Source organism: Streptomyces aidingensis (assembly GCF_900112355.1).
Classification (GTDB): Bacteria; Actinomycetota; Actinomycetes; order Streptomycetales; family Streptomycetaceae; genus Streptomyces; species Streptomyces aidingensis.
This window is the reverse complement of sequence record NZ_FOLM01000010.1, coordinates 219,833-233,732: the sequence shown is the minus strand read 5'-3', so window position 1 is coordinate 233,732 and position 13,900 is coordinate 219,833. Positions and strand designations below refer to the sequence as shown.

13 protein-coding genes and 1 tRNA gene are annotated in these 13,900 nt (G+C 72.4%); 7 read left to right on the top strand and 7 right to left on the bottom strand.

Annotated elements, in window-relative coordinates; all coding sequences use genetic code 11:
* The coding region (locus BM242_RS19120) for a P-loop NTPase family protein (protein WP_483883340.1) at positions 1-649 on the bottom strand (649 nt) is incomplete at its 3' end.
* 279 nt (positions 650-928) lie between these two features.
* Between BM242_RS19120 and BM242_RS19115 the strand changes: the two genes are divergently transcribed.
* From BM242_RS19115 to BM242_RS19100, 4 genes are all read left to right on the top strand, one after another.
* A complete protein-coding gene (locus BM242_RS19115; RefSeq protein WP_093840081.1) occupies positions 929-1,441 on the top strand; it encodes a helix-turn-helix domain-containing protein in 513 nt (170 codons plus the stop codon).
* A 152-nt stretch (positions 1,442-1,593) separates the two neighbouring features.
* Positions 1,594-1,818, top strand: a complete 225-nt coding sequence (locus BM242_RS19110) for a helix-turn-helix domain-containing protein (protein WP_093840080.1) — start codon at positions 1,594-1,596, stop codon at positions 1,816-1,818.
* Positions 1,818-2,966, top strand: a complete 1,149-nt coding sequence (locus BM242_RS19105; RefSeq protein WP_093840079.1) for a tyrosine-type recombinase/integrase — start codon at positions 1,818-1,820, stop codon at positions 2,964-2,966. Before BM242_RS19110 ends, BM242_RS19105 begins: the two co-directional genes overlap by 1 nt.
* A gap of 278 nt (positions 2,967-3,244) precedes the next feature.
* Positions 3,245-3,751, top strand: a complete 507-nt coding sequence (locus BM242_RS19100; protein ID WP_093840078.1) for a hypothetical protein — start codon at positions 3,245-3,247, stop codon at positions 3,749-3,751.
* Here the strand turns inward: BM242_RS19100 and BM242_RS19095 are convergent.
* Both BM242_RS19095 and BM242_RS19085 read right to left on the bottom strand, forming a co-directional pair.
* Positions 3,690-4,499, bottom strand: a complete 810-nt coding sequence (locus BM242_RS19095; RefSeq protein ID WP_093840077.1) for an IS5 family transposase — start codon at positions 4,497-4,499, stop codon at positions 3,690-3,692. The genes BM242_RS19100 and BM242_RS19095 overlap by 62 nt on opposite strands.
* Positions 4,500-5,104: 605 nt before the next feature.
* Positions 5,105-5,175: transfer RNA gene (locus tag BM242_RS19085), tRNA-Gly, on the bottom strand.
* A gap of 114 nt (positions 5,176-5,289) precedes the next feature.
* Between BM242_RS19085 and BM242_RS30410 the strand changes: the two genes are divergently transcribed.
* A complete protein-coding gene (locus tag BM242_RS30410) occupies positions 5,290-5,487 on the top strand; it encodes a hypothetical protein (protein WP_093840100.1) in 198 nt (65 codons plus the stop codon).
* 83 nt (positions 5,488-5,570) lie between these two features.
* Here BM242_RS30410 and BM242_RS19075 read toward each other — a convergent pair whose 3' ends face one another.
* Complete coding sequence (locus tag BM242_RS19075) at positions 5,571-7,166, bottom strand: ricin-type beta-trefoil lectin domain protein (protein ID WP_093840076.1); 1,596 nt, start codon at positions 7,164-7,166, stop codon at positions 5,571-5,573.
* 125 nt (positions 7,167-7,291) lie between these two features.
* Here BM242_RS19075 and BM242_RS19070 point away from each other — a divergent pair, with 125 nt between their 5' ends.
* Positions 7,292-7,948, top strand: a complete 657-nt coding sequence (locus BM242_RS19070; protein ID WP_093840099.1) for an NUDIX hydrolase — start codon at positions 7,292-7,294, stop codon at positions 7,946-7,948.
* Positions 7,949-8,035: 87 nt separating this feature from the next.
* On the opposite strand, the gene BM242_RS19065 is transcribed toward BM242_RS19070, so the two are convergent.
* From BM242_RS19065 to BM242_RS19055, 3 genes are all read right to left on the bottom strand, one after another.
* Complete coding sequence (locus BM242_RS19065) at positions 8,036-9,556, bottom strand: hypothetical protein (RefSeq protein WP_093840075.1); 1,521 nt, start codon at positions 9,554-9,556, stop codon at positions 8,036-8,038.
* 130 nt (positions 9,557-9,686) lie between these two features.
* A complete protein-coding gene (dcd, locus tag BM242_RS19060; RefSeq protein ID WP_093840098.1) occupies positions 9,687-10,262 on the bottom strand; it encodes a dCTP deaminase in 576 nt (191 codons plus the stop codon).
* 32 nt (positions 10,263-10,294) lie between these two features.
* Entirely contained in the window at positions 10,295-11,119 is an 825-nt protein-coding gene (locus BM242_RS19055) for a Yip1 family protein (protein ID WP_093840074.1), read from the bottom strand.
* A 190-nt stretch (positions 11,120-11,309) separates the two neighbouring features.
* On the opposite strand from BM242_RS19055, the gene BM242_RS19050 reads away from it, so the two are divergent.
* A complete protein-coding gene (locus BM242_RS19050; protein ID WP_093840073.1) occupies positions 11,310-13,856 on the top strand; it encodes a protein kinase domain-containing protein in 2,547 nt (848 codons plus the stop codon).
* Positions 13,857-13,900 lie beyond the last annotated feature (44 nt).

Genomic DNA, 13,900 nt, shown 5'->3' with positions numbered 1-13,900 from the left:
GCAGCAGGGGGGCGTCGGTGGCGAAGCGGAAGGACTCCACACTCTCGCCCTGGGCACGGCGGCGCATGCGGATGACGATGGAGCGGTCCATGATCGTGTCGGGCAGGTCGCCGATCCCGGCCAGTGCCGCCATGGCGAAGGTGGCGAACTTCACCGGGGTGTGCTCGTTGCCGACGACCCGCAGGGCGGGCCGGTTGCGCTGGTGTCCGGCGTTGAGCAGGCCGCGCAGTTCCTCGTTGCGCTCGGCCGCGCGGGGGGAGCCGAAGAGGGTGTCGACTTCATCCACCAGGAGGGTGGGCGGGTTCTTGGCGTCGATGGAGCGGAAGATGGCCGCGGGGCTGGCGTTGACGGTGATCAGCGGGTCGTGCACCGTCTCGATCAGCACTTCCAGCAGGCGGGACTTCCCGCACCGCTTGAGCGGGCCGACCACCGCCAGGCGCGGCGCGTGCTGCCAGACGGGTTGCAGATGGGTGGCGGCCACCCACAGTGTCACCGCCGACAGTGCCTCGGGGCTGGGCAGCACCACATACCGCCGCACCAGCGCGGCCAGGTCATCCAGCACCCGCTCTCCCTCGTCGGGGGTGGGCCCGGTGGTGGGTATGTCGGTGTGGGATGGCGTGGCGGGTGCCGCGTCGTCCATACTGGGCATTGAGCTCCTCTGCGTGCGGGCCGTATGGGGCGGCAACCCCGGGTCCGCAGGTCGATCGCTAGGGATGGCGGTTGAGAGTCTGGGCTTGGACCCCTCGGCTGTGCGGCCGGGGGGTTTCTTCATGCCCGCGCCCGCCGATGGCCGTGGGAGGTGGTGCGGCGGGACTACTACTCTATCCCATCTCTGCCTGATGCAGAAGCTTTTTGCGCTTTGCAGAATGGATGCTAGCCTTGTACTACCGCCGCAGAAGGCCACTGCCCCAGGAAGGAGGCGATCACGATGGAGGACGCCACCGACCCGCCGGGCGTGCTGCTCAGCGGGGAGGAGAACGTCGCGGTCCGCATCAAGCTCGAACGCGAGGCCCGCGGCTGGAGCACCAACGCCCTGTCCGACCGGCTCAACGAGGCCGGCTACGAGATGAACCCCTCCGCCGTCTGGCGCATCGAGAACCGCAAACGCCGCATCAACCTCGACGAAGCCATCGGCTTCGCCGAAGTCTTCGGCATCGACCTGCGCAACCTCGTCGGCCCGCCCCAGCTCGCCGCCAAGGCCCGCGCCATGGAACTCATCGACACCGTCATCGACGCCTTCCACCAGACCCAGCGCGCCAACGCCACCCTCACCCGCGCCCGCGACGCCCTCGACGCCTACCTCACCCAACACCCCGACATCCGCGACGAAGCCGAAGCCATGGTCACCAACGCCATCGCCGAAGCCGCCACCGGACACCTGCACGACACCTACGGCCCGCAGGCCGACGAAGACGGCAACGCCCAGTCCTCCTCGGCGTAGCCGCGGCCGTACCTCACTCAACCGCCATCCCTTGTGTGATCGACCGGCAGGCCGGCATTGCCGTGCCGCACGTCTGCCAGGGAGGAACCACCCCTTTGCCCCGATCGGCTATACCCGCCGCCCGGTCCTTGCCCGCTCCCACTGCCGGGGAGGTGAACTCGCATGATGACCGGCTGCTGACCGTGGACGAGGCCGCCGAACGCCTGGGCACGGGCGTGCGCTTCGTACGGCGCCTGATCCAGGAGCGCCGTATCCGCTACGTCAAGCTCGGCAAGCCCGTCCGTATCCCCGAAAGCGCCCTCGCCTCCTACATCGCGCGCCGCACGGTGCCCGCTGCCCACGAAGCACGGGACGCCCGCTACGGGAGGGCCGCCTGATGGCCGCCCGAAAGCCGCAGCGGCGGCGCGAGTTCGGCACCGTGCGCCAACTTCCCTCCGGCCGGTGGCAGGCGAGGTACTGGGCGCCCGACGGCAGCCGGCGCAGGGCCCCGGAGACCTTCGCCACCAAGACCGACGCCCAGACCTGGCTCACCCTGACCAAGGCCGACATCGAACGCAATCACTGGGTCGACCCGGATGCGGGCGCGGTCAACTTCGAGAAGTACGCCCTGCGCTGGGTGGATGAGCGCGGCCTGGCCGCCACCACCGACGAGCTGTACCGCAGGCTCCTGCGCCTGCACATCCTGCCCGCCTTCGACGCGGCGAACCTTGACGAGATCACCCCGGCCGCGGTACGGACCTGGCGCGCCGAACGCCTCACAGCCACCGGCGCCACCACCGTCGCCAAGTCCTACCGCCTGCTGAAGGCGATCATGGAGACCGCGACGGACGACGAACTCATCCGCCGCAACCCCTGCCGGATCAGGGGCGCCGGGATCGAGAAGGCCCGCGAACGCTCCACCGCCACGGTCGAGCAGGTCGACGCCCTGGCCGAGGCGATGGGGCCGCGCTGGCGGCTGATGGTGTACTTCGCCGCCTACGGCCCCATGCGGCCGGAGGAGCAGGCCGCTCTGCGCCGACCCGATGTCACCCTCGAACCGCTCTCCGTCCGCATCCGCGAAGCCGCCCCCGAACTGACCACCGGCCGCCGCGTCGAAGGCGACACCAAATCCGAAGCCGGAACCCGCACCGTCCACCTGCCCGCCTTCCTCCACAAGGAGGTCAAGCGGCACCTGGACTGGTTCGCCGAGAAGAAGCCCGACGGCCTGGTCTTCGTCGGCGAGCGCGGCAAGCCGTTCCGCCGCTCGACCTTCGGACGCAAGTGGCGCAGGGCCCGCGCCGCCGTCGGGCTGCCGGGCGACTTCCGCTTCTACGACCTGCGCCACACCGGCCACACCCTGTCCACCCAGTCCGGCGCCACCCTGAAGGACACCATGGTCCGCGCCGGCCAGTCCTCCGAGAAAGCCGCCCTCATCTACCAGCACTCCGACGACCTGCGCCAGCAGGAAGTCGCCGCCGCCCTCGACGCCAGGGTGCGCCTGGAGCGGCAACAGGCCGCTGAGCGGAGTGATGCCACGGACGGTTGAACGGGGAGAGGTGCGGCGGGCGGGCTTTTCGCTCGCCGCACCGTCGCCGGACGGTCGGAAGTGCGTCACGCATCCATCGGGCCGGCGATCTTCGGCTCTGTCAGGCACCAGGGCTCTTGCGGCCTATCCCCATCCGGTGATCAGGGCTTCGCTGCCAAGACGCTTAGAAGCTGTTGTCTTTCCGAACCTGACCGCCTCCTTTCCGCTGGTCAGGCATGGAGCTGATGTCTCGACGGCAGTGATGACAGGTCGTGTCGTCTTTTCGGTGGAGGTGCCGGGTGCCGTCGGTGATGGGGCTGCTGGAGGAGCGGGAGCGTGCTGCTCGGCAGCGGGTGGAGGCTCTGCAGGCCGAGCTGCTAGAGGCGGAGGCGGTGCTGGAGCGTCGGGTGGTCGCGCTGGCGGAGCTGGTCGAGGCTCTGGCCGCGGGCGCTGTGGTGGAGGAGCCGGTCCGGCCGGAGCCGGTGCCGGCCGTGGTGAAGGAACCTGTGGCCGGGTCGGTGGTCCCGCACTGGCGTGAGGGTGTCACGGCGGGGGTGCTTGCGCCGGAGTACCGGCGGCTGCTGGCCGTGCTGGACGAGGTGCCGGATCAAGAAGGGCTGCGGGCGAAGGACCTGGCGGCCCGGCTGGGACTGGAGCTGGTGCCCGCGAAGATTGAGGGCGTTCGGGTGAAGGCGAAGCGGCTGGTGGCGCGGGGCTGGCTGGCCGAGGAGAAGCCGGGCCTGTTCACCCTGCGCTGCCCGGTGGGACAAGCGGGCCCGGGCGGCGGGCGAGACGGCGGCTCATGAGCATGGCCATCGACCACTGCACGACCGCTTCGCTGCTGGCTGTGCGGGTTTCGTAGTCGCGGGCCAGGCGGCGGGTGCGCATCAGCCGGCTCAGGGTGCGTTCCACGCACCAGCGCCGGGGCAGCACGGTAAAGCCGTGCCTGTCGTCGCTGCGCCGGACGACGTCCAGGGCCAGGCGGAGGGTGGTGCTGGCCCAGTTCACCAGGCGGCCCGCGTAGCCGCCGTCGACCCAGGCCAGCCGGATGCGGCGGTGGCGGGCGAGCAGGCGGGGCAGCATCCCGCAGGCGGCGTCCCGGTCGGTGACGCCGGCCGGGGTGACCAGCACCATCAGCAGCAGACCGAGTGTGTCGACCACGACGTGCCGCTTGCGGCCGTTGATCTGCTTGCCGGCATCGAAGCCCCGGGACGCGGCCGGGACGGACGCGGCCGCCTTGACCGACTGCGAGTCGATGATCGCGGCGGTCGGCTCCGCGTCCCGGCCCTCGCTGCGGCGGGTCCGGCTCCGCAGCCGGTCGTGGAACTCGGCGACCAGGCCGCGCTCGCGCCAGCGGCGGAAGAACGCATAGACCCGTTCCCACGGCGGGAAGTCAGCCGGCATCGCCCGCCACTTGATCCCGTTGTCCACCAGATAGCGGATCGCATCGATCATCTGCCGGTGGCAGTAGCCCTCCGGCTGCCCGCCCCGGCCCTCCAGCCATCCCGGCACCGGCAGCAAGTCCCTCACCACCGCCCATTCGGCGTCCGTCATGTCCGAGGGATACTTCGGTCTCCTGTGCGGCCGGCCCGCGGCGTTTCCGAACCGGTGCGCGAGACAGTCACACGACGGGGCAACCGAGCTGGACTCCCCGACCGTCCAGACGGAAGACTGCGGCACAGGGCCTCCTGACGCTCGAAGGACTTCAGCAATCCCGAGCTGGACAGGAGGCCCTGTCTTCATGCCCGCACCGGCCGAAAATCACCCAGCCGAGTCCCCGTCCTCGAACCAATGCTCACCACGATCGATAGAGCAACGGCTTCTTAGTCAGGCCGTTGTCGTGAGGCGGGCAGGGGAGGTGAGCGGCACGGACCGATTTCGCGGCTGTTCCCGCCGATCATCAACGTTCTGATCGAGCTGGGCAGACGGAGTGCGTCCGCGGGCGCAACCGCTTCTCGATTTGCTCGAGTGTGACAGGGGTCACCAAGAATGCGTCTCACCATACGGACAGCGGTGTGGGGATGCCTCATGTGCTGAGCGCTATGGCGTGCTTCAGCGAAGCCTATGAGGCGAGATGGGGCACGTGGAGGGCACGGGGGTGGGGGAGAGGTCTGGACAACAAACAACCCCCGGGGCGGTGACCTGGGGGTTTGGGTGAGAGCGGGCGACGAGAATCGAACTCGCGCTCTGAGCTTGGGAAGCTCATGTTCTACCATTAAACTACGCCCGCGTTGAGCGGCCGGGGGCCTGCTCGTGAGGGCTAGCGTACCGCATGTGGGGGCGGTGGTGCATTGGTCGGGGGTGCGGCGTGGGGGCGGGGCGGTGGCGGTGGATTCCCCTAGGGTTGGGGACCGTCGTCCAGTCCAGGGGAGTAGGCAGCTTGCGAACCACCGTTGTCCGCTGTGCCGAAGGGCACGTGTTCAGTACCTCGCAGTTCCCGATGCAGCAGCTCGGGGAGAAGCGCATCGGGCCCGGTCGGCTGGTGCGGTGTCCGCGATGTGCTCGGTTGCGGAGCGCTGTGCCGGTGACTGCCGGGAGGTGACCCGGGAGACGTGAGGGGCCCCGTCGCAGGGCAAGGATGCGGCGGGGCCCCTTTGTCGTGTCCGGGGCCGGGGCCGGGCGGGGTCAGGTGAAGCGCTGCCCGGGCGAGCCGGTGCAGGGCTGGAGGGTGAGGCGGGCGCCGGGGCCGGACTGGGTGACGCACAGGTCCGGGGCGGCGGCCGGGGCCAGGGTGCCGGAGGCGGAGCGGGTGAAGCGCTGGTTGTCCCCGCCGTGGCAGTCCCAGACGGTGAGGGCGGTGCCCGCGCCGTAGTCACCGCCCGGGATGTCGAGGCAGCGGTCGTGGGAGAGCGCGGTGTGCAGGGCGCCGGTGGCGGGATCGTGCCACCACTGCTGGGCGCGGGCGCCGGTGCACGGGGTGCCGGTCGCCTCGGTGCCGTTGCGGGTGGCGGCAATGGCCGCGCACTGCGTCGTCGCGGTGTTGGTCAGCGGGGTGAAGACGTCGTCCCAGGCGTGGAGGTGGAGGAGCGGATCCGAGGTGCCGGCGGGGGCGGCGCAGGAGGCTTCGGCGGGGGTGAAGGCGAGGGCGTGCAGCTGGGTGAGGCAGGCCGCGAAGGCGGCGTGGCCCTTGGCATTGGGGTGGAAGGACTGGCGGACGGTGTTCTCGTCCGGCGGGAAGGGGTTGAGGAGTTCGATCCACAGGCCGCGCACCCAGGGGTCCGCCATGCAGACCTCGTGCCCGTGGAAGAGGCGGGAGAGGTCGAGGTAGGTGGCGCCGGCGGCCAGCGCGGCGGCCCGGATGCCGGTCTCGAAGGCCGGTACGGCCTGGTCGCGGCCCCAGGCGGCATCGGAGTCGTAGCCGGTGCAGCCGCCCGGGATCTTGCCGGGGAAGTCGGGGTTGTCGTGGATGTCCGGTCCGATGGGGCCGGGGTAGGAGGCGACGACCAGGTCGTAGGAGCCGGGGGCGTAGCCGGCCTCGGCCATCACGGTGTGCAGATCGGTGATGGTGGCCTCGACCTTGGGACGGAGGCCGTCCACCCGGTCCTGCCAGGTGGGGGCGTACTCGGGGTGGCAGGGCCCCTGCCAGAAGAGGAACCAGCTCACCACGCAGTCGGTCATCACCGGGCCGAACTGGAGATCGTCATTGGCCCCGATGAACATCAGGATGGTGTCGACGCGGGTGTTGCGCGCGGCGATGGCCAGGCTGTCGCTCTGCACCAGCTCGTCCGCGTACTGCGGGGTGCCGCCGATCCGGACGTTCTCGGTGGAGGCGCCGGAGCAGGCGAAGTTGTAGGTGACGTCGGCCGGGATGCCGGTGCGGTGGATGGCGGCGTCGGCCGAGCGGTGGCACCAGTTGTCCGGGCCGTCGGTGGGGGGTTCGTAGTTGCCGGCGCCCTCGCCGGAGATCTGGCTGTCGCCGAGCGAGACCAGGGACACCGGGCGTTCGGCGAGCGGGCGGACGCCCGGGTCGCCGTAGAGGGCGGTGGCCTCGGCGGCGCGCCGGGCCTCCAGGTCGGCGGGCAGGTCGGCGGGCAGTGGCGTCGCGGCGGTGGCGGGTGCGGAAGGGGTGGAGGCGTGGGTGGGGGTGGCGGGGAGCAGGAGAGCGGCGAGGGCGGCGCACAGGGCCAGGGTCAGGGGGAGGACGGCGGGGGTGATGCGGCGCGGGAGGGGGCGGGAAACGGGGAGGGGGTAGGGGAGGGAAGGGGGATGGGGACGTGCCATGGGGGTCTCCCAACGGCTGGACGGCAGAGGTTACTTGTGGGTTTACCGGCAAGTAGCAGAACTGGCCAGAGGTGCCGTACCGGGAAGCCGTGGGCGACGCGGCGGCGGTGCCGCATACTCACGGGGTGAGCGAGCGCGAGTACGAGCGGCTGCGGCGGCTGCGGCCGGAACTGTTCCGCAATGACGACGGGCCGGGGGCGATCGAGATCACCGCGCCGGCGGCTGCCGGAAGCGGCACACCGGGCGCGGCGCCGCCGCCGGTGGGGCCGGTCGGGGTGGTGTACGCGGACCCCTATATCCGGGTGCTGCGCGACCCGGTGCGGTTCCCGGACGGGCGGAACGGGACATACATCAGGATTCTGCCCACGGCCGAGTCTCCTGGCTGCGCGGTGCTGCCGCTGCTGGACGGGCGGATCGTCCTGCTGGAGAACTTCCGGCATGCGACCCGCTCCTGGGAGCTGGAGATTCCGCGCGGCTTCGGCACCGATGGCCTCAGCGGCCAGGAGAACGCGCTGAAGGAGCTGCGGGAGGAACTGTCCGCCCGGACGGCGGAGATCAGCCCGCTGGGCGCGGTGCACCCGGACACCGGGCTGTATGCGCAGCGCGTCGAGCTGTTCCTGGCCCGGCTGGAGAGCATCGGTGAGCCGGAGCGGGCCGTGGGCATCCGCGGGGTGCGGCTGGTCTCGGAGGCGGAGCTGGAAGGGCTGGTGCGGGAGGGGGAGGTGACGGACGGTTTCACGCTGTCGGCGCTGGCCCAGGCCCGGGTCCGGGGCCTGCTGTGAGCAGGCCGGGGCCGGGGTCTCGGCCGGGGCCGGGGTCTCGGCCGGCGCCGGGGTCTGGGCCGGCGCCCGGCCCGGTGCGGGCGCCGGTCAGCGGCTGCCGGGCTCGTTGAGGTTGGCGTCGCCGGGCGGCCGGCGGTCCGGCCGGTGCACCGGCAGGCCCTGTTCCGCCAGCCGGGCGGTCAGCTCGCGCCACTGCTCGCCGGTGCGCTCGAACTTCACCCGCATCAAGTCCACGCTGGTCTCCAGTTCGGCGCCGGCCCGCCGCCGGTCGCGGCCCACCACGGCGAAGCGGACCACCGCGTCGGAGGCCCGTCCGGCCACGGACTCGGCGACGTCGCCGAGCAGTTCCAGATGCGGGTTGTCGTCGAAGAAGAGGGAGAGCGAGGCGCCCAGCACCTCCACGGTCCACTTGACGATCGGCTGCCAGCGCTCGGCCACGCCTTCCCGCCGGTGGGCCACGATGTCGCTGAGCCGGCCGGCCAGCGCCGCGTAGTCGGCGTAGACGGTCTGGGCGTGCACCGGGAACTCCAGGGGAGCGGCCACCAGGCGGCGCATGCCGGCGGTGTAGCGCAGCCATTCGTCGGTGCCCCTGGCCTGTCGCACATGGTCCAGGGCCAGGCCGGTCAGGCCGATGGCGAGCGGCTGCTGCACGAGCTGGAAGGCGTACTGCCGGAAGAGTTCGACGAGCCGGTCGCCGCTGATCTCCGTCAGTCCGCCGTCCCGTTCGGCCGCCGTCCGGGTGAGTTCCTGGAGCGCGGTCCGGCCGAGGCTGTCCGCGGGGGTGAGCGGGAACGCGTTCACCGCGTCGGCCAGCCCGGTGTTGTACTGGAGGTCGGCGAGCTGCTTGACCACCCCGGCGAACGGCTTGTGCCGGTCGTAGCGGCCGTCGGCCGGATTGCTGCCCTCGGCGACCACGAATTTCTTGTAGAACTCCTCCCGGGTGACGCGCTCCTGCCACACCGCCCACTGCGCGATCTCCCGGAGCTGCCTCTTGAGCTGTGCGGCGGTCTCCCGGTCCAGACCGAAGTCACCGGCCAGCCCCTGCTCGTCGAAGCGGGCCAGGGAGAGCAGCAGGTCGTGGAAGGGGGCGGCGAGGTATTTCCGGGTGAGTCGCCGGTTCTCGTCGTCGTCCCAGGAGATGCGCAGGCAGCTTCCGCCGCCGGTCTCCCGCACCTCCCGCACCACCCGGTGCCAGGCGTCCCGGCCGGCGGCCTGCACGCCGAAGTCCTGCTGCTGTGCCGGCCCGGTCTCGGCGAAGAGAAAGGGCACGATCACGGAGTCGGCGAGCAGCGCGCGAAAGGCGGCGGCGGCCGGTCCGTCCTCCAGATAGTCCTGATAGACGGCCGGGTTGTTGAGGAAGAAGGCGCGGTTGACCACGACCTGCTCGGCGTTGAGCAGCGAGCGCAGCCATTCCTGCCGCACCTGGCGGAGCCGGGGCCCGGCCACCCGCCGGTGGTCGAGTCCCCGGCCCTTCTCCAGCATGGTGCCGAGCATCCGCCGCGGCACCCACTGGTTGTCCAGACACTGGTTGACCACGGCCAATGTGCGCAGATCCGTGTTGATGATGCGGGCGAAGCCGTCGTTCCCGGGCGCAGCAGAGGAGCCCATCCATCCCACCCCTTGGCGTGTTCCGCGAGTGCCGGAAGCGATACCGAGCGTACTTTCGCCACGCCCAGGTGGCCCATGAAAGAGAAGGGAAAGGAAGGGGAAAGAGGGAGGCGGACCGAGGCGGGGGCGCTCAGACGCGGGTGCGGTGGAAGTCGATGTAGGAGCGGGAAGGGGTGGGGCCGCGCTGGCCCTGGTAGCGGGAGCCGAAGGCCCCGGAGCCGTACGGCCGCTCGGCCGGCGAGGAGAGCCGGAACATGCAGAGCTGGCCGATCTTCATCCCCGGCCAGAGCTTGATCGGCAGGGTGGCCACGTTCGACAGCTCCAGGGTGACATGGCCGGAGAAGCCGGGGTCGATGAAGCCGGCCGTGGAGTGGGTGAGCAGGCCCAGGCGGCCGAGGGAGCTCTTGCCCTCCAGGCGGGAAGCGATGTCGTCGGGCAGGGTGATGGTCTCGTAGGTGGAGGCCAGCACGAACTCCCCGGGGTGGAGGATGAAGGGCTCGTCGCCCTGCGGCTCGATCATCCTGGTCAGGTCGGGCTGCTCCACCGACGGGTCGATGTGCGGGTAGCGATGGTTCTCGAACACCCGGAAGAAGCGGTCCATGCGCACGTCGATGCTGGACGGCTGGACCATCGTCGGGTCGAACGGGTCGATGCGCACGCGGCCCGCGTCGATTTCGGTCCGGATGTCCTTGTCGGAGAGAAGCACGTGCCGCACACTACCCGGTGCGTCCGGGGCCCTCAGAATGTGCCGAGCTTGATCACGAAGAGCAGGGCCAGCAGTTGGAGGGCGGAGGCGGCCAGCGCCTTGGGCCAGGGGATTTCGTGCGAGCGGCTCACCATCCAGGTGAACAGCAGCCCGGCATAGAGCCAGGTCGCGGTGCCGAGCACCTGGACCACCGGATGCCCGCCGCCGAGGAAGACGGCCAGGGCGAGCCGCGGCACATCGGTGAGCGCGGAGATCAGTATGGCCAGGCCGACCGTGGGCGCCCAGATCCCGTTGCCGCCCAGTTGGCGGGCCAGTTGGTGGGTGACGGTGCCCAGCAGCAGCCCGCTGATGATCATGGCGCAGCCGACCACCGGCAGGGAGGGGACCAGGGTGCCGACGGTGGCGTCCAGGGTCTCCTCGCGGGTCTTCTCCAGCCCGAAGGGGGCCAGCATGCCGTAGAGGAAGGAGACGACGAGCGCCGGGCCCCACATGGGGTAGTCGCGCATGCGCCAGAAGGTGGGGATGGGGCGGAGGACCACGCCGGTGAGGAGTTCGTTCCAGCGCAGTTTCGGGCCGGGCGGCGGGGCCTGGGCCGCTATGGGGTTGGGCCCGGCGTCGGCGCCGTGGTCGTCGTACTCGCCGTCCGGGCCGGGACCGGGGCCGTAACCGTCGTCGTAGCCGTCGTCCGGGGGCCGGAACGCGGGTTCGGCCGGCTGGGGCTGGTGGGGCCGCGGCGCCTGCTGATGGTACGGCTGCCGAGGCTGCTGCGGGTGATGCGGGTGGTGGGGCTGCTGGGGGTACGGCCCGCGGCGCGCGTCCCCCGGCCCCTGCGCGTGCTCGTTCCTGTATCCGGCCACGTCTACGAAACTACCGCCTCCGGCGCTGTGAAATGTCCCGCGGGGGTCATCGCCGGGTCAAAGTACGGTGCCTTTCCCCAACGCCCGGGGAACGGGCGCCGCGCGCGCCGCCGCCTCCCGGAACCACCGCTGCGGCGGGGCACGTCCTCCCGTAAGGTGATCGTTTCAACGGTCAACCGGTGAGCGGTGCATGCTCCATGAGGCGGCGGTCGGCGGTCGGGAGGGAGCGCGGGCGGTGCTGGAGGGGCTCGGGGAGGGCACGCCGCAGACCGTGGGGCCCTATCTGCTGCTGGCCCGGCTGGGCGCGGGCGGCATGGGGGAGGTCTGGCTGGGCACTCCCGGCCCGGGCGGCGGTGCCCCGGCGGCGGTCAAGACGGTGCGCCCGGAGCTGGCCGGCGATCCCGAGTTCCGGGCCCGCTTCCGCCGCGAGATCACCGCGGCCGGCGCGGTGCGGGGCCGCCGGGTGGCCCGGCTGCTCGGCGGCGACGCCGAGGCCGGCCGTCCCTGGCTGGCCACCGAGTATGTGCCGGGCCCCACCCTGGAGGAGGCGGTGCGGCGCTGCGGCCCGCTGCCGCCGGACGCGGTCCGGGCGCTGGGCGCGGACCTGGCCCGCGCGCTGCGCACGGTGCACCGGGCCCGGCTGCTGCACCGTGACCTCAAGCCGGGCAATGTGCTGCTGGCGGCCGACGGCCCCAAGGTGATCGACTTCGGCATCGCCCGCGCTCTCGGCGCGACCACCCTCACCGGCGCCGGCCGCATGATCGGATCGCCCGGCTACATGTCGCCGGAGCACATCGCGGGCAGCCGCCATGTGACGGCCGCCTCGGACATCTTCTGCCTGGGCGCGGTGCTGTGCTTCGCCGCCACCGGGCGCGGCCCGTTCGGGGACGGACCGCTGGCCGCCGTGCTCTACCGGATCGCCGCCGGGGAGCAGGATCTCTCGGCGGTGCCGGGCGAACTGCGCGGGACGGTCGCGGACTGTCTGCACCGTGACCCTTCGGCCCGGCCCGATGCCGCGGCCCTGGAGGCCGCGCTCGGCACGGGGCCGGGCGGCCGGGGCGGCGAGGCCGGCGGGGAGTATCTGCCGGAGCCGGTGCGGGAGCTGATCGCCGTACGGGAGCGCGGGCTGCGGGAGCTGCTGGAGCGTGCCGCCCGGCTCCCCGTGCCGCCGCCGGGTCCGCCCGCCGGTCCGCCCGCCGGTCCGTCCGCTGCGGGCGATGCGCACTCCGCGCCCACCATGACGGCACCGGCCGGGCCCGCCGCGCCCGCGGCGAGCCGCCGCAGGGCGGTGCCCGCCGCGGCCTGGGTGGCGGTGTCGGCCGTGCTTGCGCTGGTGCTGGTGTTTCTGGTGGTGCAAGTGGTGCAGGAGGCGCTGGACCGGCGGTCCGGAAACGGCGGCCGGGAAGCCGGGGCCGGAACGGACTCCGGCGCGGAGGAGCCGGGAGAAACGGAAGAAACAGAAGAAACGGAAGGTGTGGGAGACGGGGAGGGGCCGGGCGGGAACGGCGACGGGCTGCCGCCGGTCGAACGGGTCACGGTGGACACCCGCGGCGGGCCCGACCGCGCCCGGGTGTTCTCCACCCGCGAGTCCGACCGCCCCGAGGGCTGGCAGGAGTGGACCGGCCGCTTCGAGGCCCCGCCCGCCGACTGCGCGCTCGGCTCCACGCTGCTGGTCTGCCGCCTCACCGACGGCCGCCTCCAGGCCCTGTCCACCGCGGACGGCACCCCGCTGTGGCAGGCCGCGCCGGCCGCCGGCGCCACCGCCGAGACCGCCGGCCCGCCCGTTCTGGGCGACTCCCTGGTGCTGGCCGCCGAGGGTGCCGTGCTGGTCGCCCGCTCCACTGCCACGGGAGAGCCGTACTGGGAGGCCGCACTGCCCGGTGACCGCCCGGAGCCCGGCGGCCACCCGCTGACCGGACCGGACGACGTCCACCTCGCCGTGCACGGCCCGCGGGGGGTGACCGTGGCGTCCTACGCGCTCCGCGACGGCACCCGGAACTGGCGCCGGGAACTGGGCCGGCAGCCCCTGGCGGACGACAACGGCGAGCCCGTACCGGCCGTGCTGGCCCTGGGCGCCGGACGGCTGTACGTCAACGGCGAGTCCGCCCCGCTGGCGCTCTCCACCGAGGACGGCCGGGAACTCGCGGCGGCCGACCCCGCCGGGATCCCGTACTGCGCGGACGCCCGGCTGGTCAGCGGCGCACTGGTCTGCCGCTACCCGGACGACTCCGACTTCCCCGGGGGCTTCTTCCGGCTCAGTGCCGAAGGGGACCTCTCGCCGCTCCTCGGCGACGAGAGCCCCGGCCAGGACATCAGATACACCCTGCCGGCGTCCGTGGCGGACGGCGGCCGGGCGGTGGTGCACGCCTTCGGCGAGCAGACCCTGGCCGTGGTGCGCACCGCTCCGGGCGGCGGCGGGGCGGAACTGCTGCTCCACCGCTACTGGTCCGACGGGGCGGAGCCCGGCGCCGTGGCCCGGCTGGCCCTCCCGGCGCGGGACGCGGCGCCCGTCACCGACCCCGTCTACCTGGGCGAGCGGGTGCTGTGCGCGACACCCGGCACCCTGCATGTGCTCTCCCCGGACGGCACCGGGAACGTGGCGCTCCCGCTGCCCGGCGGCGGCGAGGCCGCCGCCGGCCCGGAGGCCGCCGGGCAGCCGCCGCTTCTGCTGGCCGCGGGCGGGGTGGTGTATCTGGCCCGCGCGGACGGCTCGGTGGTCTCTGTCGAGGTGCCGTAGGCGCCGGTCGGCGGAAACACGCGGCAGGGCCGGGAAACGGTACG